20 protein-coding genes are annotated in these 24226 nt (G+C 61.2%); 9 read left to right on the forward strand and 11 right to left on the reverse strand.

Going from position 1 to position 24226, the window contains the following annotated elements; genetic code table 11:
• The first annotated feature begins 479 nt into the window (after positions 1–479).
• From uvrB to AACH73_RS02450, 3 genes are all read left to right on the forward strand, one after another.
• Positions 480–2651, forward strand: a complete 2172-nt coding sequence (gene uvrB, locus AACH73_RS02440) for an excinuclease ABC subunit UvrB (protein ID WP_338735314.1) — start codon at positions 480–482, stop codon at positions 2649–2651.
• A gap of 300 nt (positions 2652–2951) precedes the next feature.
• Positions 2952–3356 carry a hypothetical protein gene (locus tag AACH73_RS02445; protein ID WP_272740790.1) on the forward strand — a complete coding sequence of 135 codons (405 nt, stop codon included), beginning with the start codon at positions 2952–2954 and terminating at the stop codon, positions 3354–3356.
• Between the two features lie 108 nt (positions 3357–3464).
• Positions 3465–4082, forward strand: coding sequence for a DUF3617 family protein (locus tag AACH73_RS02450; RefSeq protein WP_272740789.1), 618 nt, complete (start codon positions 3465–3467; stop codon positions 4080–4082).
• Position 4083: 1 nt separating this feature from the next.
• Here the strand turns inward: AACH73_RS02450 and AACH73_RS02455 are convergent, their stop codons facing one another.
• The 9 genes from AACH73_RS02455 to AACH73_RS02495 all read right to left on the reverse strand — a co-directional run bounded on the left by AACH73_RS02455 (position 4084) and on the right by AACH73_RS02495 (position 13745).
• A complete protein-coding gene (locus tag AACH73_RS02455) occupies positions 4084–4467 on the reverse strand; it encodes a hypothetical protein (RefSeq protein ID WP_338735315.1) in 384 nt (127 codons plus the stop codon).
• Positions 4464–5009 carry a DinB family protein gene (locus tag AACH73_RS02460; protein ID WP_272740787.1) on the reverse strand — a complete coding sequence of 182 codons (546 nt, stop codon included), beginning with the start codon at positions 5007–5009 and terminating at the stop codon, positions 4464–4466. The genes AACH73_RS02455 and AACH73_RS02460 overlap by 4 nt, the downstream gene beginning before the upstream one ends.
• The gene (folB, locus tag AACH73_RS02465; protein ID WP_272740786.1) at positions 5006–5359 is read right to left on the reverse strand and encodes a dihydroneopterin aldolase; all 354 of its coding nucleotides are present in this window, start codon (positions 5357–5359) and stop codon (positions 5006–5008) included. Before folB ends, AACH73_RS02460 begins: the two co-directional genes overlap by 4 nt.
• Positions 5350–5907 (reverse strand): 6-carboxytetrahydropterin synthase, encoded by a 558-nt coding sequence (locus AACH73_RS02470; protein WP_272740785.1) that lies wholly within the window; start codon positions 5905–5907, stop codon positions 5350–5352. The genes folB and AACH73_RS02470 overlap by 10 nt, the downstream gene beginning before the upstream one ends.
• A gap of 230 nt (positions 5908–6137) precedes the next feature.
• Entirely contained in the window at positions 6138–7124 is a 987-nt protein-coding gene (gene trxB, locus AACH73_RS02475) for a thioredoxin-disulfide reductase (RefSeq protein WP_272740784.1), read from the reverse strand.
• 83 nt (positions 7125–7207) lie between these two features.
• The gene (locus tag AACH73_RS02480; protein WP_338735316.1) at positions 7208–8248 is read right to left on the reverse strand and encodes a mitochondrial fission ELM1 family protein; all 1041 of its coding nucleotides are present in this window, start codon (positions 8246–8248) and stop codon (positions 7208–7210) included.
• A gap of 200 nt (positions 8249–8448) precedes the next feature.
• Entirely contained in the window at positions 8449–8922 is a 474-nt protein-coding gene (gene greA / locus AACH73_RS02485) for a transcription elongation factor GreA (protein WP_041658489.1), read from the reverse strand.
• Positions 8923–9243: 321 nt separating this feature from the next.
• Positions 9244–11361 carry a DUF6311 domain-containing protein gene (locus AACH73_RS02490; protein ID WP_338735317.1) on the reverse strand — a complete coding sequence of 706 codons (2118 nt, stop codon included), beginning with the start codon at positions 11359–11361 and terminating at the stop codon, positions 9244–9246.
• 176 nt (positions 11362–11537) lie between these two features.
• Positions 11538–13745 (reverse strand): DUF6311 domain-containing protein, encoded by a 2208-nt coding sequence (locus AACH73_RS02495; RefSeq protein WP_338735318.1) that lies wholly within the window; start codon positions 13743–13745, stop codon positions 11538–11540.
• Between the two features lie 245 nt (positions 13746–13990).
• On the opposite strand from AACH73_RS02495, the gene AACH73_RS02500 reads away from it, so the two are divergent.
• From AACH73_RS02500 to phhA, 3 genes are all read left to right on the forward strand, one after another.
• Positions 13991–14293 carry a hypothetical protein gene (locus AACH73_RS02500; protein WP_338735319.1) on the forward strand — a complete coding sequence of 101 codons (303 nt, stop codon included), beginning with the start codon at positions 13991–13993 and terminating at the stop codon, positions 14291–14293.
• A 109-nt stretch (positions 14294–14402) separates the two neighbouring features.
• A complete protein-coding gene (locus AACH73_RS02505; RefSeq protein ID WP_272740779.1) occupies positions 14403–14735 on the forward strand; it encodes a 4a-hydroxytetrahydrobiopterin dehydratase in 333 nt (110 codons plus the stop codon).
• A 125-nt stretch (positions 14736–14860) separates the two neighbouring features.
• Entirely contained in the window at positions 14861–15727 is an 867-nt protein-coding gene (gene phhA, locus AACH73_RS02510; protein WP_272740778.1) for a phenylalanine 4-monooxygenase, read from the forward strand.
• A 174-nt stretch (positions 15728–15901) separates the two neighbouring features.
• Here the strand turns inward: phhA and AACH73_RS02515 are convergent, their stop codons facing one another.
• Positions 15902–17548, reverse strand: coding sequence for a M28 family metallopeptidase (locus AACH73_RS02515; protein WP_338735320.1), 1647 nt, complete (start codon positions 17546–17548; stop codon positions 15902–15904).
• 252 nt (positions 17549–17800) lie between these two features.
• Between AACH73_RS02515 and AACH73_RS02520 the strand changes: the two genes are divergently transcribed.
• The 3 genes from AACH73_RS02520 to AACH73_RS02530 all read left to right on the forward strand — a co-directional run bounded on the left by AACH73_RS02520 (position 17801) and on the right by AACH73_RS02530 (position 22583).
• A complete protein-coding gene (locus AACH73_RS02520; protein WP_338735321.1) occupies positions 17801–20101 on the forward strand; it encodes a glycosyltransferase family 4 protein in 2301 nt (766 codons plus the stop codon).
• Between the two features lie 116 nt (positions 20102–20217).
• Entirely contained in the window at positions 20218–21516 is a 1299-nt protein-coding gene (locus tag AACH73_RS02525; RefSeq protein WP_272740775.1) for a glycoside hydrolase family 130 protein, read from the forward strand.
• Positions 21516–22583, forward strand: a complete 1068-nt coding sequence (locus AACH73_RS02530) for a DNA topoisomerase IB (RefSeq protein WP_272740774.1) — start codon at positions 21516–21518, stop codon at positions 22581–22583. Before AACH73_RS02525 ends, AACH73_RS02530 begins: the two co-directional genes overlap by 1 nt.
• On the opposite strand, the gene AACH73_RS02535 is transcribed toward AACH73_RS02530, so the two are convergent.
• On the reverse strand, positions 22580–24139 hold the full coding sequence (locus AACH73_RS02535) for a response regulator (protein WP_338735322.1): 1560 nt from the start codon (positions 24137–24139) through the stop codon (positions 22580–22582). The two genes, AACH73_RS02530 and AACH73_RS02535, sit on opposite strands and share 4 nt — an antisense overlap.
• Positions 24140–24226 lie beyond the last annotated feature (87 nt).

A 24226-nucleotide genomic window follows, 5' to 3' on the forward strand; every position in this document is an offset into this window, starting at 1 on the left:
CAACGCTGCGCTATCGACGGCCCGTCTTATAGCCAGGAATATGGCAGAAATGTGTTAGGTGGTCAATCGCGTAAAAAGAGCATCAGTCCAGAGGGGGTATATGTGAGAATTTTTCTCACTTCCTGCCAATTTTTGGTCAAGATGTATGGCATCATGACTTTTTATTTTGCACAGTATTGAAGAGATAAGCTTGTCCGATCTTTTCTTTCGATATTCATGGCGTGTCCATTTAAATTTTTGATAATTACAATTTAACGAAGTTTACTCACGTGGCGCAGAAGTGAAACTCAGGCAGGGCACATGTATAGAACATTGTTACGTGAAAATTGGGATTTCAAGGCACTGGAATCACGAGTGAATCCTCTCACAGGGGCGGAGTCACGAAAACTTGAAGGCCGCGGAGGTCGCGATTTTAGCGCCCCGCGTAAAAGCCGAGCCTCGGCCCTTTTCATTTTTTTGCGGAACGCTATGTTATGTTCATGAACCGTTCTCATCTCGCCCGCCTCATTTTTGACGATGGCCGCCGTCACGCGCCCGAAACCGGTGCGCAGGACTTCCCGCCAACCCTTTGGTCGCCGCACCGGCCTGATCGCCCGGAAAAGTCCGAAGGCGGGCGGCGGTTTGTATTGCATTCGGCCTATGAGCCGGCGGGTGATCAGCCGACGGCCATTGCCGAGCTGGTCGAAGGGGCCAATGCCCGCGAACGCGATCAGGTGCTCCTGGGCGTCACCGGGTCAGGCAAGACCTTTACCATGGCCAAGGTGATCGAGCAGACCCAGCGTCCGGCGCTGATTCTGGCACACAACAAGACATTGGCGGCGCAGCTCTACAGTGAGTTCAAGGCCTTCTTTCCGGAAAACGCGGTCGAGTATTTCGTTTCCTACTACGACTATTATCAGCCGGAAGCCTATGTGCCGCGTACCGACACCTATATTGAGAAGGACTCGTCGATCAACGAGCAGATCGACCGGATGCGCCACGCGGCGACGCGCGCCATCCTTGAACGCGACGACGTCATCGTGGTGGCTTCGGTGTCGTGCATCTACGGTATCGGTTCGGTCGAAACCTATACGGCTATGACCTTCGAGCTGAAGGTGGGGCAAACCATAGATGAGGCGCAGTTGCGCGCCGATCTGGTAGCGCTGCAATACAAGCGTAATGACGCGGCCTTTGAGCGCGGCACCTTCCGTCGCCGCGGCGACGTCATAGAAATCTTCCCGGCCCACTACGAAGACCGCGCCTGGCGGGTGTCTTTGTTCGGCGATGAGATCGAGGCCCTGACCGAGTTCGACCCGCTGACCGGCAAGAAGACGGCGGATCTTAAAGACCTTAAGGTCTATGCCGCCAGTCACTATGTGACGCCGCGTCCGACCCTGCGTCAGGCCATAGACCGCATCAAGGCCGAGTTGAAGTTGCGGCTGGATCAGCTCCACGCCGAGGGTAAGCTGCTGGAGGCGCAGCGCCTTGAGCAGCGTACCACCTTTGATCTGGAGATGATGGAAGCCACCGGGGCCTGCGCGGGTATCGAAAACTATTCGCGCTATCTGACGGGACGGGCGCCGGGCGAGCCGCCGCCGACTTTTTTTGAATATCTGCCGGAAAACGCGCTGTTGTTCGTCGATGAAAGCCACGTTACCGTACCGCAGATCGGCGGTATGTATCGCGGCGACTTTGCGCGTAAGTCGGTGCTGGCCGAATACGGCTTCCGCCTGCCGTCATGCATGGATAACCGGCCGCTGAAGTTTGAGGAGTGGGAGGCGATGCGGCCGCAGACCGTGCACGTCTCGGCGACGCCCGGCAACTGGGAGATGGAACAGACCGGCGGAGTCTTTACCGAACAGGTGATCCGTCCGACCGGCCTGATCGACCCGCCGGTCGAAATCCGCCCCGTTTCGACTAATGGCGCCAATCAGGTCGATGACGTGATTGCCGAGGTGCGCGAAGTGGCCAAAAACGGCTATCGCTCTCTGGTTACGGTGCTGACCAAGAAGATGGCGGAAAACCTGACCGAATATATGCACGAGCAGGGCATCCGGGTGCGCTATATGCACTCCGACATCGACACGCTGGAGCGCATCGAGATCATCCGCGACCTGCGGCTGGGGGCGTTCGACGTTCTGGTGGGGATCAACCTGCTGCGCGAAGGCCTCGACATCCCCGAATGTGGCTTTGTGGCCATACTTGATGCCGACAAGGAAGGCTTCCTGCGTTCGGAAACCTCGCTGATCCAGACCATAGGGCGGGCGGCGCGTAACGTCGAAGGCCGCGTCATCCTCTATGCCGACAAGATGACCGGCTCGATGGAACGTGCGCTGGCCGAAACCAGCCGCCGCCGTGAAAAGCAGATGGCCTACAATGCCGAACACGGCATCACGCCGGAAAGCGTCAAGCGCGGCATTTCCGATATTCTAGATAGTCCGTATGAAAGGGCAGACCGCGTTCAGGTGCCGGTCGGCGTGGCGGCCAAGGACTCGAAACCCTTTCTGGGCTCGAACTTTCAGGCGACGCTTAAGGACCTTGAGACGCGGATGCGTGAGGCGGCGGGCAATCTGGAGTTTGAAGAGGCCGCGCGCCTGCGCGACGAGATCAAGCGGCTCAAACTGCTCGATCTGGAGTTCGCCAAGGATATGATCGGCGGCGATGGCAGCTAGGGCGGGCGGCGCTTGAAACCGCGGTTTTGGCCTGACCCGGCCGACTGCCGCCCTTCGGCCTGATCGGGGGATTCGTTTCGCCTCACGCCTGGCGCATTTCAATGCGCGACTGATGCGCGTGCGTCACGCCCCTGTTACGAAAATGTGCCAGTTTGAGACGAAACCCGCTGGATTTCCGCGGCGAAATGCCTCACTCTGTGGCCCAGCCTGTGCATAACCTGTGATCAGGGCCCTGGCGCGTTTCAAATCGGCTGATGTCAGGACATTTCGGGGCGCACAGAGAAGAGGTTGGGGTGTGATATGCGTAGAACCAGATTGAATGTGGTGCCGCCCTCGACAAAGGGGGTGGCGATCGAAGCCGAGATGATGGGCGGCGGGGGCGAGCCGGTCCACGAGGTTATCAATGTCGTGCCCGTGACCCTCAACACGACCAACAGCCTGCAATCCCTTGTCGATGCGACGGTTTCGGCGCGCGAAAGCCGCACGCAACGTGTGCGTCGCCTCCAGGAGGAGGCCAAGGCACTGGCGCGTGAGCAGATTTCCGAGCTGGAAATCCTGATCGACGCCACGGCGAAGATGGCCAATGAGATCGCCGAAGGCGGCGAGGCCTATCCGGTGGGGGCGCGCGAACTGAGCCGTCGTCTGGCGGATGAATTGCCGCGCACGCTGCAAACCTTGCGCATCGTTACCAAAAAGAGCCTCTGAACCTGTATTTTGTGGGTTCTGCGGCCATAACCTTCACAATTCGACTCGCCTGTCTGGGGTTTTGCCCTTACATCTGTTGCCTCCGTAACGGACAGGGAGGCACAGAACATGGCCGGGTTTATAAAGTCAGGTGTGACTCTCTCTTTGCTGACCTCTGTGGTCCTGATGACGGGGTGCGGCAAGAAAGAAGCGCCGCCCGCCCCTGAGCCCGCCCCGGCACCGGCCTCCGCAGCCGCGCCGGAGCCGAAACCGCAGGAACCGTTGCCCGCGCGTCGCCCCGGCCTGTGGGAGACCACCCTCAGCGAAGAGGGCTCGGAAAGTCAGGCGCAGACCATGCGTATCTGTATCGACGCCGCTACGGAAAAAGAGCTGGGCATTACCGGCACCGACCTCAACGGCAATCGCTGCCGCTATACGACGGTGAGCCATCTGGAGGACGGAACCTGGGGCATTCTGGCCGAATGCAATATGGGCTCTGGCGGCAAGATGGAAGTGTCGGGCAGTATCACCGGCGAATATACGCGCGACTATACTATGACACTGCGTACTCAGACGACGGGGGCGGCGCTGGCGCACATGAACCGCGTGGTCAATATGAAGATCAAATCTAAACGCCTTAGCCCCTGCAAACCGGATCAGAAGCCCGGTGATGTGAGCTTGCCCGGCGGTGACGTCAGCTTCAACCTATTCGACATGGCCGGGCGCGAGCCGGGCAAGGCGAAGTAGGTCAGACCAACCAGCTATTGGGGTTGGGGATCGGGCGTTTATGGAAGACGTGGTTGAAGCCCATGGTGCAGCGGCCGACGATCCACAGGAACAGCGCGAAGACGAGGATCAGCACGATGCCGCCCAGTACCACGCTCGACATCACCGGTGAGGTCAGCAGTACCACCAGCGGCACGAAGGCCAATATGCCCACCCAGAAGGTCTTTTTCTGAAACGCGTAGTGGGTTTTGAGCCAGTCCGGGGATTCGTCCTGAAAGAGATAGATCAGGGTAATGGCAACGACGCCCGAAATGCCACCGACGATCAGGAAAAACAGCAGCAGGTAGTTGACGATGGGGATGATCGTCGTGTCGCTGAGTTTGGTGCGGGTGGCGGGCACAGTCATTTTATATCCGGATCGAGTTCAGGTACCAGAACAAGCACGTCCGTCACGCCTATATCAAGCCCCATCTGCGACAAAAGCGTCGTAATCTGCCCACGGTGGTGGGTTTGGTGATTGAAAACATGGCTCAGCACCAGCCCCAGCGGCTTGGTATGGGCATCGCCATTGACGCGGCGATAGGTGACGGGGGTTTCCAGATCGGCGTCGCTCAGGCCCTCACTATAGCTCAGCCACAGATGATCCAGTTCCCTGCGCACCGGCGCGAAGGCGCTCAGTTCGCTATAGAGCGCGTCATTGAGGCCCTTTGGCTGCGGCAGGGTCTTGGCGGCCGACAGCGCGCTGCCGCTCGTATGGCCGCTCAAACGGCCCATCCAGATCAGGTCCGCCACGATCAGGTGGTTGAGCGTCCCCCACACCGAACCGAAAAAAGCCCCTGTATCGGCGTGGAAATCGGCGTCGGGATGCGCGGCCATCAGCTCCAGCAGCCTGGCGTTCATCCACTGGTTATAGCGGGCCATCAGACCCAGATGCGTCTTATGTGTCACTTGCTTATCACCACGATGCAGCCGGAACGGTCAGCATCAGCCAGGGCTTCGGGCTTGGAGATGCGGATACGCACCTCTTCGGCCTGCGGTAGGGCCAGCACGGCCTCGGCCAGGTCCTCGGCCAGGGTTTCGACCAGCTTGATATGGCCGCGCGCGATGAGGTCGCGCGCCAGATTGCCGACCATCTCGTAATTCAGCGTGTCTTTCAGGCCCTTGATCTCATGCCGGCCGATGCGGATATCCGCGTCGATGATCAGGGGCTGGGTGCGGCCGTGTTCGTAGTCATAGACGCCGATGGCAGCTTCGACCCTTAGCCCTTCGACAAAGACATGGCGGCTGATCAGAGGCATGGGCTGTCCTTTCGGCCCCACACATCGGGCGGCAGGAGATCGTTGATCGACAGATCGGCCCGATGGCACCAGTCGGCCAGACGCGGGCCGTGGCTGAGGTCGTCGGGCGTCAGTATGACCGTATTGGTCGGGGTTTCTTCGATTTCAAAGCGCACGCACGCAAAGTCCGGCACATTGGCGGACAAGATGGCGTTTAGCTTGTGATAGAGGGCTAGCGCCACCCCTTCGGTCGTCGGGTCGCCCGGAATGATCAGCAAACGCGGCAGCAGATCGGGCTCATGCGCCTGAAAAAAGCCGATCAGCGGGTCATCGGCCCCCAGTTGAAAGGCGTGATCAAGCGCGTCATCGACAAAGCGATGCCAGTCGCGCTTGAGCGCATCAAAGCTCTGGGCGTAGTTGGATTGCCCCCACTTCACCGTGTCCGGCGATTTGGCCTTCAGCGTCACGCGCACGAATTCATTATGGCCGTGCGGGGTCGCGCACTTCGACGAACGGTCGGCGCGCAACCGGTGAGCCATGGAAAAACGACGGGTGAACTGAATCTGCACGGGAAGGGCCTTTTCTTGAGCGGCAGCTAAAAGCGCAAAAGCCCGCGTGAGTCAAATCACGCGCCGTATCTGGAAGTATTGGCCACGAAAAACACGAAATGCATAACATCGGGTGGTCCTCGCCCGAAGGGCTGTTAGCCTCGTTTGTGAGCGACTATCAAGGGCGCTTCGCGCAAGGCTTCAATACAGCGGATTTCGTGATTTTCGTGGTTAGAATCTGCGGCCAAATTTTACCACGCACCGATCTTGGCGTCCTGACGGTGGTGGTCCTCTTCGGCCAGCAGGCGGATGGCTTCCAGCGCCGCCATGCAGCCCATGCCGGCCGCCGTTACCGCCTGACGGTACACGTCGTCGGTCACATCGCCCGCCGCGAAGACGCCCTTGATGGCGGTCTTCGGCGTGCCGGGTTCGACCTTCAGGTAGCCGCCGGCATTGGTTTCAAGCTGCCCCTGGAACAATTGTGAGGACGGTGCGTGACCGATGGCGATAAACACGCCGTCCAGCGGCAGTTCGTGCGTATCGCCCGTATGGACGTTTTTCAGGCGCACGCCGGTAACGCTGGCCCCGCCGAATTCATTGGTTTCACCCAGAATCTCGTCGATGGCCGAATTCCATACCGGCTGAATCTTCGGCTCCGAATACATGCGTTCGGCCAGAATCTTTTCCGAACGTACCGAGTCGCGGCGGTGGATCAGATAGACCTTTGAGGCGAACTTGGTGAGGAACAGAGCCTCTTCGACCGCCGTATTGCCGCCGCCGACCACGGCCACCGTCTTGTTGCGGTAGAAGAAACCGTCGCAGGTGGCGCAGGCCGACACACCGAAGCCCTGATAGGTCTTTTCGGACTCAAGGCCCAGCCACTTGGCCTGAGCGCCGGTCGAAATGATGACGGTTTCGGCCAGATAGACGTTCCCGGCATCGGTTTCGAGGCGGAAAGGCCGCTGGCTGAGGTCGGCCTTGACTACGATGTCGGTGATGACCTCGGTGCCCATGTGCTCGGCCTGTGCCTTCATCTGATCCATCAGCCACGGGCCCTGAATGACCTCGGCAAAGCCCGGATAGTTTTCGACATCGGTGGTGATGGTGAGCTGACCACCCGTCTGCGGGCCGGTGAACACCACTGGGTGCAGCAGGCCCCGCGCGGCATAGATGGCCGCTGTCCAGCCCGCCGGGCCGGAACCGATGATGGCACAACGAACAGTACGGGGCGTGGTCATTGGAGATTCGATTCTATCTTGGGGTAAACTGGCCCCTTAGATAATGACCGGCTGTCGCCTTGTCATCCCTCCGTTAAAGGCTGTTAACGTTTTTCGTCTGGGTGCGTTTGATTATACAGGGCGAGTAAGGCTTCGGCGGCGCGATGCGTCTCGTTCAGCGGCGTATATTTCCACGTGCGCAGTTCGCCCGACCATGGACGGGCGGCACCGTATTCCTGAAGCCCCTGATGGAAGCGGCCGAACTTCGCACCTGTACCGCGCGCATCCATGGGCAGGACGTGCACCGGCTTGCCCGTGGCGGCGGCTTCGGTGGCCATGTTCACGGAATCCTCGGTGACAAGAATGTGGTCGGCGGCGTTGAGAAAGGCGAAATAAGGATTGTCGCCCTTGCCCTCATAGATGATGCCGTCGAGGTCTTTCAGCCCCTCGGTCAGGATGGCGCGGGCGGCTTCGGGGGTACGGCGCGATACGCTGAGCAGCAGGGTGGCCTTCTTGCCTTTGACGGCGGCGCGAATCTGCTGGACGAGGGTTTCGGCGCGCGCCAGAGACATGTCATGGCTTTTGGAGCGCCCGCCGATCAGCGCGGCGACAAACGGGCCTTCGAATTTCGACAGGCTTTCGGCCCACGGGACGGCCTCACGGCTGAGGCGTTCCGGCGTGATGCGATGGGTCGAGCCCAGAATCGGCAAGACATTGTCGCCCTTCACCTCGTCGTGCTTCGGCGCAATGACCATGTCAAAGCGGCCGGACGGCACGCGCGGGTCCTGAAGCTGGACCACCAACGTCTTGCCCTGAGAGCGACGACGCATCCGCAGGGAATGGGGCAGGGTGGCGCGTCCGGCGGCGATCCAGATGTCGGGATAGGGCGGGCCGATGAGGTCGGAATCGCGCTTCAGCATCACATCGGGCCACAAACGCAGCGCAGTGGGCCAGCGATCGAACAGGCGGCGATAGCGGATGTGTCGGACGACGATCTGGGTCGGGGTGAGGGCCGCTATGGCTTCGGCCAGCCCCAGCACCTGATTGTGGATACCGGCGCGCCCGTCCGATACCGCCCAGACGATCAGCGGGCGGTCCGAGGGAATCTTCAGCGACTCTTCGGTTGTGACGGGCGGAGTTAACACGCTTCAATCCCAAGATGCGGAGACAGAAAAAGCCCCCACCACCGCATCTCACCTGCCGGGTGGCAGGCTCGTGCGGTCCCCCTCCCCAGCGAGCTGGGGAGGTATGAAATATGCCAAACTCCGGCGACGGGCCGCCCCGAGCCGGAGTTTGTCGATTCCAATCCCCACGTCCTGATCGTCAGATCAGGGCGTGAATTTAGCTAAATCCACTCGACCTTGAGGATTTCGTAGGCCTTGACGCCGGCGGGGGTGTTGACCTCCACCACGTCGCCCACTTCCTTGCCGATCATGGCGCGCGACAAAGGCGAGCTGAGCGAGATACGGCCCGCCTTGACGTCGGCTTCGTGTTCGCCGACGACCTGATAGCGGCCTTCTTCCTCGGTGTCCTCATCGACCACGGTGACGGTCGCGCCGAACTTGATCTGGTTCCCGGACAGCTTCGAAACGTCGATCACCTGGGCGCGGCTGATCTTGTCCTCGATCTCGGCGATCTGACCCTCGATCCAGCCCTGACGTTCCTTGGCCGCGTGATACTCGGCGTTTTCCGACAGGTCGCCATGCGAACGCGCTTCGGCGATCGCAGCGATAACGGCGGGACGCTCTACCGACTTCAAACGCTTGAGTTCGTCGTCGAGGCTCTGATAGCCGGCGACGGTCATCGGCACTTTTTCCATGTGCGATTGTTTCTGAAACGCCCTGAGTGAAAGACAATAGAGCCGACGACGGTCGAGGGCGCCTGCGACCGGCCGGAAAACCTGTGTTGGAACTTAAGCCGCGCGTCGGGTGCTATTTACGAGCACCCTTGGACGACGGGGCACGCTTCATAGCGCAAAACGCGCGAAAAAACAAATCTTGTTTCATACCTTGTATCATTGAAAATGACACCGGGTATTCGTTTCGCGAATGTCTCATGCCCGTGGCGCAGGTGAGACGTTCGCGAGGTCTCAACGGCCATATGCGTTCAGCGTCTTCGGCCGTTGCTGTCAAATAGGGGGTCAAGGGGCGGTAAACAGCCCCCATTGGGAGATTTTCAGGCGCTTTAGGTCCTCTGGCACCGGTTTGCCGGGGGCGGGAGGATCGTTGACGACGAACGACACCCGCACCGGCCCGGACGCGCCCGCCGGTACGGCCAGACTGTGGGTCGAAGGTTTTTTGCTCAGGAGCAGCGTCGCCACCTTCTTATCGTTAATGGAGACCGTCACCTGCGACGGGCGGCGCGCATTGAGCGTCAGGCGCACCTGTCTTGCGGCGCTTGCATCGATATCCGTAGGCAGGAGGAAGACGGCTCGGCTGCCCTGCGTCCAGATGCCGGCTTCTTCCGGCAGGGCCCAGTCCGCGCCGAATCCGCAGGCCGTTGGCTTGTCGCGGGCGACCGTCTGCATCGCATTCAGAGGCAAGGTCGGATAGACCGGTGCATGACCGACCGAGGCGGCTCTGAGTGGCGGCAGAATCCAATAACCGTCAAGCTCACGCAGGCGCGCCCGCAGAGCCGGGGGCGGCGGGCAGGGATTAAGATAGACATAGAGCTGATCCGGTGCCGCCTCGCCTTTCAGGAAGCGGCTATAGCCCTCCATTTCGAGCCTTTGTTGCCGGATATCCGGTCGGGCGCCGTACATGGTGGTGACGGGTACCTTTGCGGACACGGCGCGATAGGCGACGTTATAAAAGCGATCTGTATTGATGTGCGGATCGGGCGGCACGAAATTAACCTGCGCACTGGCGGCGATCAGTTGGGTCCATTGGGGGCTTTTGGCGATGCTGACGATGGTGCGATCCGAGGCTCGCGCCGTCAGGCCCTTGACGTATCCGGCAAAGATCCCAAGGTCGAGAATCTGAAGACCGACGATCAGGCCTAGCCATATAGTCCGTTTAGGCGAGCGATAGAGGACGAGAAGGCTCAGGAAGATCAGCGTATAGGCCACCGGCCAGAAGAGGCGGCCTGAGGCGCGGATAACACCCAGAACCGGGACGACGGCTTCCGGCAGGGGGATGTCGATCAGAGTTTTGCCGAAAATCTGTATCTTGGTTGAAACAGCCAGCACGCTCAGCGCAATCAGCACCCATTTCAGCGTGCGGGCGCGATCGAAGGCCCGAGCGGTCACGGCCTGCGTATCCTGACCTTGTGGCTCAGTTATACTGAATATCTCCGGGTCGAGCGTGCTGTCCGTCGTCAGCGTTTTCGTCCGGCGGGTCATCCACCACGCCGCACCGACCAGCACCAGCAGCCCGGCCCCCAGATACTGGAAGCCTTCGAAACCCTGACGCGCCTCCTGTCTGGGCAGGAAGGACAGGAAGGATGGCAGGCCGGACGGATTGAACGGACCATCCAGTCCCATAGAATAGATGCCAAAACCGTCGCCCGCCGGGCTGGTGCCCGAAAACGCCCCTCCGGCCCACAGGGCGGTGAGGCAAAGACCGGCGCTGATCACGGCGCTGATGGCGAGCGCTGAGAGCGCTTTCAAATCGCGGGTGCGGCGGAGGGGCTGCACCGCCTGCCATTGATCGGCGGCCCAGATAAACAGGCACATGATCAGCAGATAGGGATGGATCAGCGATGCCAGGGTCAGATTGGCCGCCCAGCCTGTGGCCTTGCCGCGCGGCGTCTCAACGACGAAGAAGATGTACAGCGACCACAGGATCAGCCAGTGCGCAAACAGCGTATCGTGGCCGATGCGATTATAAAGGGTCGGCAGCAAACACAGCAGCAGCGCCCCGCCCAGCGCGCTCCATGCGCCGGGGGCATACCGCTCCATCAGGCGCAGGGCGAAGACGTAGTGCAGACACAGGCACAGCAGGAACCACGGTCCGATGAACTGGAAGTTTGCCGGCAGAAACGGACTGATCAGCTTCAGAGGCAGGGAAAACAGGGGATTGGAGTCCGTATAGAGGATGCTGAGGCCTGTGGGGTGGGCCAGCAGGTCCTGATGGTTGAAACCGTCCGCCCCGTTGCGGTAGGCGTGCCAGCCGAGAAAATGCTGCCCCCAGTCGCCGTGCATCAGCCAGCCGATATTGGTCGGGTCCAGAATGGCAGGGTTGAAGAAGACCAGAAACAGCAGAACGGGCGTGCCGAAGAGCGCCAGACGATAATAGGAGGTTTGGGTACTATCAGGCATATCGGTCCCATGGTCTGTCAAACGGAAGCACGCGCGCAGTCAGTGATGCACGTCATGTCTTGTCTTTTCCGGACAGGACCGCCCCCTCGGCAGCAACGACTTTAAAGAGAGCCTTTTCTCAAAACAAGCAGGTGTGAGGAAAAAAGCCCGGACGAATCCGGGCTTTTCGCAGGTAATCAGGGTTTCTGTGGTGCCTGCTGGCCGGCCGTGACGCCCGCCGGCTGCGCCTTTATCGCCGCCTGTGCCTCGGCAATCTTCGCCTTCTTTTCCGCCTCTTCCTTCTCGCGCACAGCCGCGTCTTCGATGGTCAGGCGGAACAGCTTCATGCCCCACTGGCGCTCATCATCCCCGCGGCCCAGCTCCTTGAGCGACAGGGGGTCACGCACGATGAAGGAGACCTTCATGTCGGGACGGTTGAACACCGAAGGCGGCAGGGGAATATCCTCATAGGAGCGGATTTTTTCCAGCTCCATGGTGGCACGTTTGCGACCGTTGATCAGCACATCGACCGTCATCGGGCGGAAGAAGCTCTTGGCGACCAGACGGATCGACGGCTTGACCGGCCGGGCATCGTTTTCGAACTGCACCTCCTGAATGGGGATGACCAGCTCGGCGCGTTTGCCTAGTGTCCACGCCCCGTCGGCCTCAGGTGCTGCCCAGTTCTTGTCGAGCAGGCACGAGCCCTGATTGAGATAGCCAAAGCCCATGCGCGCCTTGATCGGCTTCCATTCGGGCAGGGCCAGCGGCAGGTTGCGCATCGACTGCGGCGGGATGATCCACACGCCGTCCACTTCACGCATCAGTGGCTGAAGATTGGCCGGCGCGATGCACTGATTGAGGAAGACGTACAGGTTGTCGTTATTGATATTGCCGTTTAGATAGGCTTCGCGGCCTTTCAGCTCGATGGCGCGCTGCTCATAGTTTTCACGCGCCATGTACATGGTGTTGACGTAGCGGTGCTGCGACACGGCGCGCCAGGCGATCTCATAGAACAGCTTATCGTTCAGGTGTACCTGCGCCGGGTAGAAGTCCACACCCTTGGCGCCGGAAATCAGCTTGTCCCAGATGGGGTCCGGGGCCTGATCGAAGATGACCTTGCTGGTGGCCAGTTCCGTCTGCTTGCGCATGGCGACGACAAAGCCCTGAAGGTCGATCAGTTGCACGACGATGACCAGCGGCAGGACGACCTTCATCACCTTGGGCCGCGACTTATAGACGATGACCAGCGCAATCAGGATCAGGGTATAGGCGATGGGCCAGAAGAAGCGGCCCGAGGCGCGCAGCACGGCCAGCTTTTCCAGCAGATATTTCGGCAGGGGCAGGTTCAGCAGCACGATGTCGTAGAACTGAACGTGGTGCGACACGGCGATGACTAACAGGCAGATAAAAGGGATGATTAGCGGCTTGGCGCTGTCGATAAAGGGACGCGCCTGACGGGCCGAGAAGGTGATCTGATAGAGCAGCAGAGCGCCCAGCAACAGGCCCAGAATGCCGAGGCCCATATACTGATAGCCTTCGAAATACTGCCCCATATCCTGCGGGTGGGCCTTGATAAAGAAGGAGAAGTCTGGCTGCACCGGGTTAAATGGCGCATCTAGCCCCATCGAATAGAAGCCGAAACCGCGCGCTTCGGCCGAGGAGCCGGAATAGGCCCCTGAAATCCCCAGCGTGATCAGAGGGCAGATAAAGACCAGCGCCGCATCGCGCAGGATGCGCAGTACGCGCGGACGGTCCATGGCCTTCGCCGCCGGGACGAATATCCGCAGCACGTCGGCACCCCAGACGGCCGCCATCATGAACAGCATGTACGGGTGCAGGAAGCCGGTCAGGCCCAGCGCCGTGGCGTACCAGATGTTCTTTTTGCGCTCGTCCCTGACGTTGAAGAAGATCCACAGCGTCCACAGGATGAGAAAGTGCGCCACCAGCGTGTCGTGGCGCATCCGGTAATAGAGGGCTGGCAGCAGCGACATGATGACCGCCCCGGCCAGGGCCGACCACGGACCCGGCGCATGCGGGCGCACCAGCTTCCACGCAAAGAAGAACTGCATCACCACGCATAGCAGGAACCACGGTCCGATAAACTGGAAATTATCGGGCAGGAGCGGACTGAGCGCTTTGAAAATAAAAGAAAAGAACGGATTGGAGTCCGTATAGATAATGCTGATGCCCGTCGGCCACGCCAGCAGGTCCTGATAGTTGAACGGCCACGCCCACGGCACATTACGGAAGGCGTGCCAGCCCAGCACGTGCTGCCCCCAGTCCTCGTCCAGCAGCCAGCCAATCCGCGTCGGATCAAGGATCTCGATATGGAAGAACAAACTGAACAGAAGAAAGGGCGTCGCCACGGTCAGAAGACGGCGGGCCCAGATCAGGATATGCGGCAAATAGGACGGGGTACGAATGGGACAGCTCTATCGAAAATGACGGGGATAGGGTCAGTTCTGGCGCGGCGCATCATAGCGAAAACGCCACACATCACAAGTTGCGTGATCAAGCCCTAAAAATAGGCAATTTTCGGGCCTGCCATCGAAAATTTCGCTGGGCTGTGAACCGGCTGGTGAGCGGGTTACGCCGGGCGATTGACAGGACGGGTCTGAGGTCGTTTCCTGTGGATCGGGAGGGTCTGCTCATGACGGTGAATCGCTTTGGGGGTCTGTTTCTGACGCTGGTCGGTACGGGCCTGTTGCTTACGGCCTGCGCGACGCAGGGGGCACCGCCGGCTCAGCCCGCTGTGCCCGGCTTCTGGATGGGGCTGGTGCACGGGGCTATAGCGCCGTTGGCCCTGATCGGGCATATTTTCGATCACAGCATTCGCATCTATGCCGTGCCCAATTCGGGCGGCTGGTACGATTTCGGCTTCCTGCTGGGCCTGTCCTTTATATGGGGTGGCGGCAGTGCCGGGGCCGCCCGTCGGCGAAGCAAGACCGACTAGCTACTGGCCATTTGACGGAAAACCATTTTGCAAAATTGGCGTGTGGGCGAAAAATAAGAAAGATTTTCTCGACCTTCGGGGGGATCATCTTTCTTGAAGAGGACCCGTCATGCACGCTGACCTGCCCCCGGCTACGCCTTTGATGCCCGCTGAAATCGCGGCCCTGCCGCAGCGCCTGCCATTATGGACGCGCGAAGCGGGGGACAAGGCCATAGAGCGCCATCTGCGCTTTACCGATTTCACGGCGGCGTTTGGTTTTATGAGCGCCGTGGCTCAGGCGGCGGAGCGGCTCGACCACCATCCGGAATGGTCCAATGTCTATGACCGCGTGTCGATCCGCCTGACGACCCACGACACGGGCGGGCTCAGCGATCGCGATGTGGCGCTGGCCGAAGCGATCGACGCTGCAGCCACCCGTTTTAACGCGGCTAGAGCGAAATGACTTTGAGTGGAATCGTCATTTCGCTCTAAATTTTTGTTTTGTCGCGATGTTTTTGCGGAAAACCGCTCACACTTTTGGCTTCGCCGAACTTCGTTTCCGCACATCGCTCTAAAGGAGGGTAAGGGATGGATACACAAACACAGCCTGCGCGCCACGGTATTGTCGGCGGCTATGTGCCGGACCGTCCCGACTGGACCATCCCGCAAAACTGGGACGCCTACACGGCGACCGAGCACGCCACCTGGCGCACCCTGTTCGAGCGTCAGATGCAGACCATCCGCGGCCGGGCCTGCGAAGAATATATGGACGGCCTGAGCCAGTTGCCGATCACAGCCGAAGCCATCCCTGATTTCGACGCCCTGAGCGAGGTTCTTTACCGCCGCACCGGCTGGACGGTGGTGGCCGTGCCCGGCATGGTGCCCAATGACATCTTTTTTGACCATCTGGCCAACCGGCGTTTCCCGGCGGGGCAGTTTATCCGCGACGGTCGCGAACTGGACTATCTGGTCGAGCCGGATGTCTTTCATGACCTGTTCGGCCATGTGCCGATGATGATGAACCCGGTCATGGCCGACTTCATGCAGGCCTATGGCGAAGGCGGGTTGCGCGCCGAAAAGCTGGGCGTGCTCGACCGTCTGGCGCGGCTCTACTGGTACACGGTGGAGTTCGGACTGGTCGAAGAGGCCGGTGGTGTGCGCATCTTCGGCGCCGGCATATTGTCGTCCTTTACCGAGACGCAGTTTGCGCTGGAAAGCCCGTCGCCGAACCGTATCGGCTTCGATCTGGAGCGCGTCATGCGCACCGTCTATCGCATCGACGATTTTCAGGAGGGTTATTTCGTCCTGCCGTCGATAGATACGCTTCTGGGGCTGGCGCAAAAGGATTTCGGACCGATCTATGAGGCGCTGGCCGGTCTGCCCGACCTGACGCCGGGTAGGATTGAAGCCACCGACCGCGTTTTTCACCGCGGCACGGGCAACTATCACCGATAGAGCCTCCCCCTATAGCGGAATGATTTCTAAGGGAATCATTCCGCCTAAGCCGCCATTGAGGCGGCGGCCAAGGTGGCGGAGCCCGTACCCGGCGAGGGGCTAAACAAAAATCCATATCATTATGTTTCCACCAGAAATCATAATGATCCAGGATCAGGGGAGGCGCTTTTCCGTTTATTTCCGCTGATCGGCGGAGGTATCTCGGGCGGTTTTGAACTCCGACGTGGCGCGCCATTGCGGCCATTCGCGCGAATGGGCCAGCTTCGCCCCGATCTGGTAATAAAGCGTCACGTCCTCGACCATCCCCGCCATGTCCCAGTCCGCCGACCATTCGTCATCGGCCTGATGGTAGCGCTTGTCGCGGTATTCGGCTTCTTTGGCCGTGCCCGCTGCGATGCCACCCTTGATCAGGTCCTTGCCGCCCTTGGCATAGAGCATGGGCACGCCGCGCTTGACGAAGGGGAAGTGGTCCGAGCGGAAGAAGTACCCCGCTTCGGGTTTTTCGTCGGGCGACAGGATACGGTTCTGCGCCCTGGCGAAGGTGCCGAGATCGTCTTCCAGCGAGGACTGACCATTGCCGACCACCACGATGTTTTTCGTCGCGCCAGAGACGTTGAGCGCGTCCATATTGATGCCCGCCACCGTCTTTTCCAGCGGATAGACCGGGTTTGCGGCGTAGTATTCCGAGCCCAGAAGGCCGCTTTCTTCGCCGGTAAAGGCGATCATCACCACACTGCGTTCCGGCTTTGGTGCCTTGCCAAAAGCGCGCGCCAGTTCCAGCAGGGCGGCGACGCCCGTGCCGTTATCGACGGCACCATTGAAGATCTTATCGCCATTGGCGTCGGGGGCACCGATGCCGATATGGTCCCAGTGCGCGCCATAGACGACGGTTTCATCCGCGTGCTTCGTGCCGGGCAGGCGGGCGATGATGTTGTGTGAGACGATCTCCTTCGCCGTCACCTGATAACCCCCATTGAGCGTGGTCTTCAGGTCCACCGGCCGGAAATCTATGGAACGTGCTGCGACCTTCAGCGCCGCCAGGTCAAGGCCCGCCTGAGCAAACAGGCTTTGCGCGCTCTCCGCCGACAGCCAGCCTTCAAGGCCGGTAAAGTGCTGTGACGGGTCGGGGCGCACGATATCGAACTGCGGTCCGCTCCACGAATTTTTCACCGTGCCCCAGCCATAGGAGGCCGCCGTCGTGTCGTGGATGATCAGCACACCCGCAGCACCTTGCCGGGCCGCCTCTTCGTACTTGTAGGTCCAGCGTCCGTAATAGGTCATCGCCTTGCCGCCAAAGGTGCTGGCTTCGGGGGCATAAAAGTCCGGATCATTGATCAGCACGACCACGATCTTGCCCTTCACATCGACACCCTTGAAATCGTCCCAGCCGCGTTCCGGGGCCGTGACGCCATAGCCGACAAAGACCAGCGGCGTGTCCTTGAAGCTGACATCGCCCAGCGCGCCGCGCGTCGAAACCACAATGTCCGTGCCCAGCATCAGCGCCGTCGCCTTGCCGCCGCTGCTGAGCGAGAGGGTGGGGTTTTGTACCGTGAACTGGCGCAGCTTCACGGCCTGCGTCCACTCACCGCCAGGGCCGCCCGGCTGAAAACCGGCGGCGGCAAAGCCCTTCGACAGATAGTCGATCACCTTGGGCTCAGCGGGCGTGTTGATGCCACGGCCTTCGAAGCTGTCGTCAGACAACACCTTTACATCGGCGGACATGCGCGCACCGGAAATGTCTGGCGTCTTGGGGGCGGCCAGCGCCGGAACGCAAAAGGCGAGGGCCAGCAGGCTGGCGGCCATAACGGGTCGGAAAGACATGCGGGGCTCCTTCGGGGATCAGTTTCAAATTAAGCTAAATCCCTAAGAGCAGGTGTCAAGATCATGTCCGGTTTATGGCGGCTTTCGCTTTCCTGACTGCATCTTTATCCGTTATCGGCCCATTGTGAGGCTCTGCGGACGGATCGTCCCACACCTTAATTCTCTTCCGACTTCCGATTTTGATGTGTCTTCCGGCGGTATTTTGCGCCGGACCCGATCCGCCACGCTGGCTTTTTACGCGAAGGGTTCGCCATGCTTCAGGATAAGCATTTTGCCGTCGAAACCGAGGCCCACAGCCTTGATGATATTCTCAGCCGTGCCCGTCTCAAACCCGAAGCGGGTCTGTCGCGCGTCGCCGTGATTGGCAATTTCCCGCCGCGTCAGTGCGGTCTGGCCACCTTTACCCGCGATATCTACACGTGTCTGCATGGGGCCCTGCCGTCGGCACGCTTCGAAGTGATCGCCATGGACGATCATGCCGGGCCCTATGCCTATCCGCCCGAAGTGACGCGCCACCTGCCGCAGGACGAGGTGGCCGCCTATCGGCAACTGGCCGCCGATCTCAACGCCGCCCGTATGCAGGTGCTGTTCGTACAGCACGAATACGGCATTTTCGGCGGCCCGGCAGGGGCACATCTGCTGGCGTGTCTTGAGCGCGTCGATATGCCGGTCATCACTACCCTGCACACGGTCCTCGAAACCCCCAATGCCGAACAGCGCCACGTAATGGAGGGGCTGATCCGCCTGTCTTCGACCCTGATCACCATGGCCCACAAGGGCGCGGACATCCTCAAGCGTATCTATGGCGTGCCGGACTCGCAGATTCTGGTCGTTCCGCACGGAGCCCCGTCGCGGGCCTTGCGCCCCACCGCTGATTTCAAGGCCGGTCTGGACGCCGAAGGGCGGCGGGTGCTGTCCACCTTCGGGCTGTTGTCGCCAAATAAAGGGATCGAGACGATCATCGAAGCCCTGCCGGCCATTTCTGACGCCTGCCCCGATGTGCTGTATTTCGTAGTGGGGGCCACCCACCCCAATCTGATCCTGCATGAGGGCGAAGCCTACCGCGAGCGTTTGATGGCGCGCGCCGTCGAACTGGGGGTCGAAGACCATATCCGGTTCATCAACCGCTTCCTATCCGACGATGACCTGATCGACCTGCTTCAGGCGACCGACGTCTATGTGACACCCTATCTGACCGAGACGCAGATCACGTCAGGCACGCTGAGTTATGCGCTGGCCGTGGGTAAGCCGGTGGTCTCGGCCCCCTACTGGCACGCGGTGGAGGCGCTGGCCGACGGGGTGGGCGTCGTCTGTCCCTTCCGCGACAGCGCCGCGTTTGCCGATGCCATTATCGACCTTTTGACCGATGAGGCCAAACGGGAAGCCATGAGTGCGCGCGCCTATGAGGCGGCCCTGCCGTCGCGCTGGAGTGCGGTGGCCGCCGCCTATACCGGGCGCGCCCGCGCCGACATCACGACAAAGGGGAAGGCGATGTCTGTGGTCCCGTCTATCGGATCGGCCCCGGCCTGGCGCGCCGTTCTGCGGCTGTCGGACGATTGCGGCATGGCCCAGCACAGCCGCTACCGCCTGCCTGATCGTGCGCATGGCTACTGCACCGACGACAATGCCCGCGCCCTGATGCTGATGGCGCGCCGGGCCAGGTTCGAGCGCTTCGATGAACAGCGCATGGACCTCGCCTATCGCTATGCCGGCTTCGTCAACCACGCCTGGAACGCAGAAACAGGCCGTTTCCGCAACTTCATGAGCTTTGCACGGCAATGGCTGGACGAGGGCGGCTCGGACGATTGCTGTGCCCGCGCCTTTGAGGCCCTGATCGAGGTGGTGCGTTCTCCGCTGCCGGACGATCTGCGTCAGTGGGCGCGGGAGCTCAGCCAGCGCGTCCTGCCGCACGTCGCCGAGTGGCCGTCGCAGCGCGCCCGCGCCGTGAGCCTGCGTGCGCTGGATGCCACTGTCGATCAGGTAGGCGAGGCGGCCGAGGTCCTGCGGCTGATGGAGGTACTGGCCGAACCGCTGCACGCGGCCTATTGCCACAACGCCGCGGCGCATGGGTGGTTTGAGCCCGCCCTGTCCTACGACAATGCGCGCCTGCCCGAAGGCCTGTTGCTGGCCGGGAAGCGTCTCGGCAATGCCCGGATGGTGCAAAATGCCCTGAGCGCCAGCGTGCGCATCATGGCCCTGCAAACCGCCGAGGCCGGTCATTTCCGCCCCATTCCGACCCGCAGCTTCGCCGCCGGGCAATCGCATAAGGGCGGGCGTGAGGCCCTGTTCGATCAGCAGCCGTTGGAGGCCCAAGCCTCTATCGAAGCCTGCCTGACGGCGTGGCGGCTGACGGGAGAGGCGAGCTGGAAGGCGCAGGCTTTGCGCGTCTGGCAATGGTTCCGCGGTGACAATGATCACGGCCTCAGCCTGATGAGCGAGGATGGCGGCTGTTGCGACGGTCTCACCTTGCACGGACTCAACGAAAATCAGGGAGCGGAATCGGTGCTGGCCCTGCACCTGAGCTGGTGCGCCCTGAAGGATGCCGGATTATAAGCTAAGCCGGGTTTCGTGAGACGGTATCGAAACCCAGCTCTGACTTTTGCTTTATCGCGCATTTGGGTCCGAAAACCGCTTCACACGTTTCGGACTGCGCTTTTGACAGAGTGCCTATGAAAGAGATCAAGTACAGCGACATCGTGCTGCGCGCCGACCCTGAGCGCGTTGTGCTGCGCCCCTTCACCATCTCGGTTGAGCCCTATAACACGGCGCTGGGCACCATGTCGCGGGCCGAGCGTATCTGCCGCTCGCTGCTCAGGCTGACGCGAGAGGAATGTTGCGCCGAACTCGACAGCGTCAGCCGCGATTTCAGCGGCCGCCACCTTCAGGCGCGCTCCATCTTCCTCGATCGGTTCAAGGCGATCCGCAGCATGATCGGCCGCGCCATCGAAGGCATGGATGAGATCGACGAGGACCATGCGGCGCTGATAGGGGCCTATTTCTGTCAGGAATATTCGTTCGAAGCGGCGGCGATCATGAACCCGTCCGTCGTCGTCCACCCGGAACAGAGCGATGTCGCGCAGGGGGCGTTGCGTTTCCTGATGTCGGTGCGCACGGTAGGCGAGGGGCACATCTCGACCATCTCCTTCCGCGAAGGCGTCTTCCATGCCGACGGCACGGTCGAGCTTGAGCCCGATTCCGACTTTATCGTCGCCGCCAAACCGGCGCAGGGCGCGACCGACGGCCCGGTGACCCTGATGCGGCATAAGGCCTGTTCCGTGTCGGGCACGGTCATCTTCCCGGTGACGCGCGCCCAATCGAACGGCCTTGAAGACCTGCGTCTGGTGCAATTTACCGAAGACGACGGCGACACCACCTATCTGGGGACCTACACCGCCTATTCGGGGCGCGAGATCGGCTGCGAGCTGTTCGAGACCGAGGATTTCGACACGATCTATCTGACGCCGTTTCGCGGACTGGCGGCCATGCACAAGGGGCTGGCCCTGTTTCCGCGCCGCATCAACGGACGCTATGCGGCCATCGGGCGGCTGGACCACGAGAGCCTGTTCTACCTCGAAAGCGAAGACCGCATGGTGTGGAACTATGGCGACCGCATCGTCTCGCCCAAACATCCGTGGGAAATGGTGCAGATGGGCAATTGCGGCTCGCCCATCGAACTGGACGCCGGGTGGCTGGTCTTTACCCACGGCGTTGGGGCCATGCGCCGCTACTGTCTGGGGGCGGTTCTGCTCGACAAGGCCGATCCGCGTCAGGTCATCGGCCGGTCGCGCACGCCCATTCTGGCCCCCGGCGAAGACACGCGCGAAGGCTATGTGCCCAATGTCGTCTATAGCTGCGGCGCGCTGAAGCACGGCGACTGGATACTGCTGCCCTATGGGGTGGCCGATTCCTCGATCCGCTTCGCCTCGCTGCACGTCGATGACATCCTTCAGCACCTGCGGCCCTTCTGATGGACGGCGGCCTGCCCGTGCGAGAGGGGGATGCGAGTGCACAGGCGAAGGCCTGTGGCCTGCGCTACGTCAATGACCGGCGGCCCGGCTTGACGCGGCGGCGATATGGTCGCCGCTTCGTCTATTTCGACACCAGGGGTGAGCGTATTGACGACGAAAAGGTGCGCACCCGCATCGACCGGCTGGCCATTCCGCCGGCGTGGAAAGAGGTGTGGATATGCCCCTTTGCCAATGGCCATATTCAGGCGACGGGCATGGACGCCAAAGGCCGCAAGCAGTACCGCTATCACGCCGACTGGCGCAGCGTGCGCGATGCCACCAAGTTCAGCCATATCCTGCGTTTTGGCGAAGTGTTGCCGCGCATCCGGGCCGCCGTGCGCGTCGACATGGCCCGACGCACCCTAAGCCGTGAAAAGGTGCTGGCCACCGTCGTCTATCTTCTGGAAAAGACCCTGATCCGCGTCGGCAATGACGAATATGCCCGCACCAACAAATCCTACGGCCTGACCACGCTGAAAGACGAGCACGTTTCGGTCGAAGGCCAGAGCGTCCGTTTTCGCTTTATGGGCAAGTCGGGCAAGGCGTGGAACCTGAAACTTAGCGATAGGCGTGCCGCCGCCGTCATCCGCCGCCTTCAGGACCTCGGCGAGCAGGAATTGTTCGCCTGGGTAGATGAAGGCGGACGGGTGCACGACGTCACTTCGTCGGACGTCAATGCCTATCTGAAAGAGATCAGCGGCGAGGCCGTCACCGCCAAGGACTTCCGCACCTTTACGGGGACGGTGCTGGCGGCGCTGGCGCTTCAGGCTTTTGATGCGTTTGAGACCCAGACCGAGGCCAAGCGCAATCTCAAGGCCGCCATCGAAGACGTGGCGCGCCGGCTCGGCAATACGCCCGCCGTGTGCCGAAAGGGCTATGTGCACCCGGAGGTGATCAGCGCCTATCTGGACGGGGCCCTGAGCCAGCAGATCGTGGACGAAATCGACGCTGAACTGAGCGGGGCGGCGGAACTGGACCCCGATGAGGTGATGGTCCTCGGCTTCCTGAAGAAGCGCTTATCGGTTTAAGCCCTTATATCGGCCAGCAGGCGGCTCAGGCTGTCGAGATTGACCGGCTTGGTCAGGTGGTGGTTGAAGCCCGCCTCAAACGCCGCCTGACGGTCGCTGTCCTGCCCCCAGCCGGTCTGAGCAATCACCACCGTTTCCTGCAATTGCGGACGTTTGCGCAGTTCGCGGCAGACCTCATAGCCGTTCATACCAGGCATACCGATGTCGAGCAGGATAACGTCGGGCGTCTCGCTGTCGGCGGCGGCCAGAGCCGCAATGCCGTCGTGCACGGTGCGCGTATGGTGGCCGATCAGGTCGAGCATCCAGCTTGTTGTCCTGGCCGACTCGCGGTTGTCATCGACCACCAGCACGTTCAGGGCGCGCGCCGTCTGCGCTTCGCTCAGACCGTCCGCCGTGGCGTGCGGCGCTTCGGCCAGAGGCAGGCGCAGCTCGAAGGTCGAGCCCTTGTTGGCCCCGGCGCTTTCGGCGTGGATCGAACCGCCATGCAGGGCCACCAGCTTTTGCGCCAGCGCCAGACCGATCCCCAGCCCGCCCTGCGCGCGGTGGATATTGCGGTCCACCTGCGTGAAGAGTTCAAATACCTTTGGGAGCATATCGGCATCTATGCCCAGCCCGGTATCGCTGACGCGGATGACTGCCTCAGTCCCGTCCCGACGCAGGCTGAGGCCGATGCGGCCGCTTTCGGGCGTATATTTGGCGGCATTGTTGAGCAGGTTGGCGACGATCTGCGCCAGCCGCGTCAGGTCGCCATCGACCCACAACTCTTCCGCCGGCAGGTCCAGCGTAAAGGTGTGCCCGGCGAGGTCGATGACGGGACGCGCGGTTTCGACCGCGGCCTCGACCACCGAACGCAGGGTCAGGTGCTCGCGCTTCAGCTCGATCTTGCCCTGACTGACGCGCGACACATCCAGCAGATCATCGACAAGGCGCACCAGATGGGTCATCTGACGATCCATCATGTCGCGCACCTGCGCCGCCATCGGGCTGTCCGGGGCCATGCGTAAAATCTGGAGCCCGTTGCGGATAGGGGCCATCGGATTGCGCAGTTCGTGGGCCAAGGTGGCGAGGAAGACATCCTTGCGGTGGTCGGCGTCACGCAGCGCCTCCGAGGTGCGGCGGATTTCATCCGTCTGCGCCAGAAGGGCGTCGCGCTGCTGGGCGATCTGACGACGCTGGGCGTAGAGTTCGACGAAGACCTCGACCTTGGATTTGAGGATGTCGCCTTCGATGGGCTTTTGCAGGAAATCGACGGCCCCGGCCTCATAGCCGCGGAAACGGCGTTCGCGGTCGGTGGTCCCGGCGGTCAGAAAGATGATAGGGATGCGCCGCGTGCGTTCGGCACCGCGCAGGGTTTCGGCCAGTTCGAAGCCGTCCATTTCAGGCATCTGCACGTCGAGCAGGGCCAGCGCCACCTCCTGCCGCAGCAGGATCTCCAGCGCCTCGACGCCCGACCGCGCCTTGAGGATGGTCAGGCCGTCACGACGCAACAAGGCTTCGAGCGCCAGCAGGTTTTCTTCGAGATCATCGACCAGCAAGATGGGGGCGGGCGTGTTCATTGAAGCGCTTTCCGAAAAGTGGGACGCGCTTTTCGGGCGAAAAAGCGCGTTAAACTAAAAACTTTGAGCGTCATTTCGATCAAACTG

This window comes from Asticcacaulis sp. DW145 (assembly GCF_037101385.1).
Lineage (GTDB): Bacteria > Pseudomonadota > Alphaproteobacteria > Caulobacterales > Caulobacteraceae > Asticcacaulis > Asticcacaulis currens.

Excerpts from the sequence above, each read along its gene's own strand:
- uvrB (WP_338735314.1), top strand. The coding sequence starts at position 480 with ATGAACCGTTCTCATCTCGCCCGCCTCATTTTTGACGATGGCCGCCGT.
- AACH73_RS02445 (WP_272740790.1), top strand. The coding sequence starts at position 2,952 with ATGCGTAGAACCAGATTGAATGTGGTGCCGCCCTCGACAAAGGGGGTG.
- AACH73_RS02450 (WP_272740789.1), top strand. The coding sequence starts at position 3,465 with ATGGCCGGGTTTATAAAGTCAGGTGTGACTCTCTCTTTGCTGACCTCT.
- AACH73_RS02455 (WP_338735315.1), bottom strand. The coding sequence starts at position 4,467 with ATGACTGTGCCCGCCACCCGCACCAAACTCAGCGACACGACGATCATC.
- folB (WP_272740786.1), bottom strand. The coding sequence starts at position 5,359 with ATGCCTCTGATCAGCCGCCATGTCTTTGTCGAAGGGCTAAGGGTCGAA.
- trxB (WP_272740784.1), bottom strand. The coding sequence starts at position 7,124 with ATGACCACGCCCCGTACTGTTCGTTGTGCCATCATCGGTTCCGGCCCG.
- greA (WP_041658489.1), bottom strand. The coding sequence starts at position 8,922 with ATGGAAAAAGTGCCGATGACCGTCGCCGGCTATCAGAGCCTCGACGAC.
- AACH73_RS02490 (WP_338735317.1), bottom strand. The coding sequence starts at position 11,361 with ATGCCTGATAGTACCCAAACCTCCTATTATCGTCTGGCGCTCTTCGGC.
- AACH73_RS02500 (WP_338735319.1), top strand. The coding sequence starts at position 13,991 with ATGACGGTGAATCGCTTTGGGGGTCTGTTTCTGACGCTGGTCGGTACG.
- AACH73_RS02505 (WP_272740779.1), top strand. The coding sequence starts at position 14,403 with ATGCACGCTGACCTGCCCCCGGCTACGCCTTTGATGCCCGCTGAAATC.
- phhA (WP_272740778.1), top strand. The coding sequence starts at position 14,861 with ATGGATACACAAACACAGCCTGCGCGCCACGGTATTGTCGGCGGCTAT.
- AACH73_RS02515 (WP_338735320.1), bottom strand. The coding sequence starts at position 17,548 with ATGTCTTTCCGACCCGTTATGGCCGCCAGCCTGCTGGCCCTCGCCTTT.
- AACH73_RS02520 (WP_338735321.1), top strand. The coding sequence starts at position 17,801 with ATGCTTCAGGATAAGCATTTTGCCGTCGAAACCGAGGCCCACAGCCTT.
- AACH73_RS02525 (WP_272740775.1), top strand. The coding sequence starts at position 20,218 with ATGAAAGAGATCAAGTACAGCGACATCGTGCTGCGCGCCGACCCTGAG.
- AACH73_RS02530 (WP_272740774.1), top strand. The coding sequence starts at position 21,516 with ATGGACGGCGGCCTGCCCGTGCGAGAGGGGGATGCGAGTGCACAGGCG.
- AACH73_RS02535 (WP_338735322.1), bottom strand. The coding sequence starts at position 24,139 with ATGAACACGCCCGCCCCCATCTTGCTGGTCGATGATCTCGAAGAAAAC.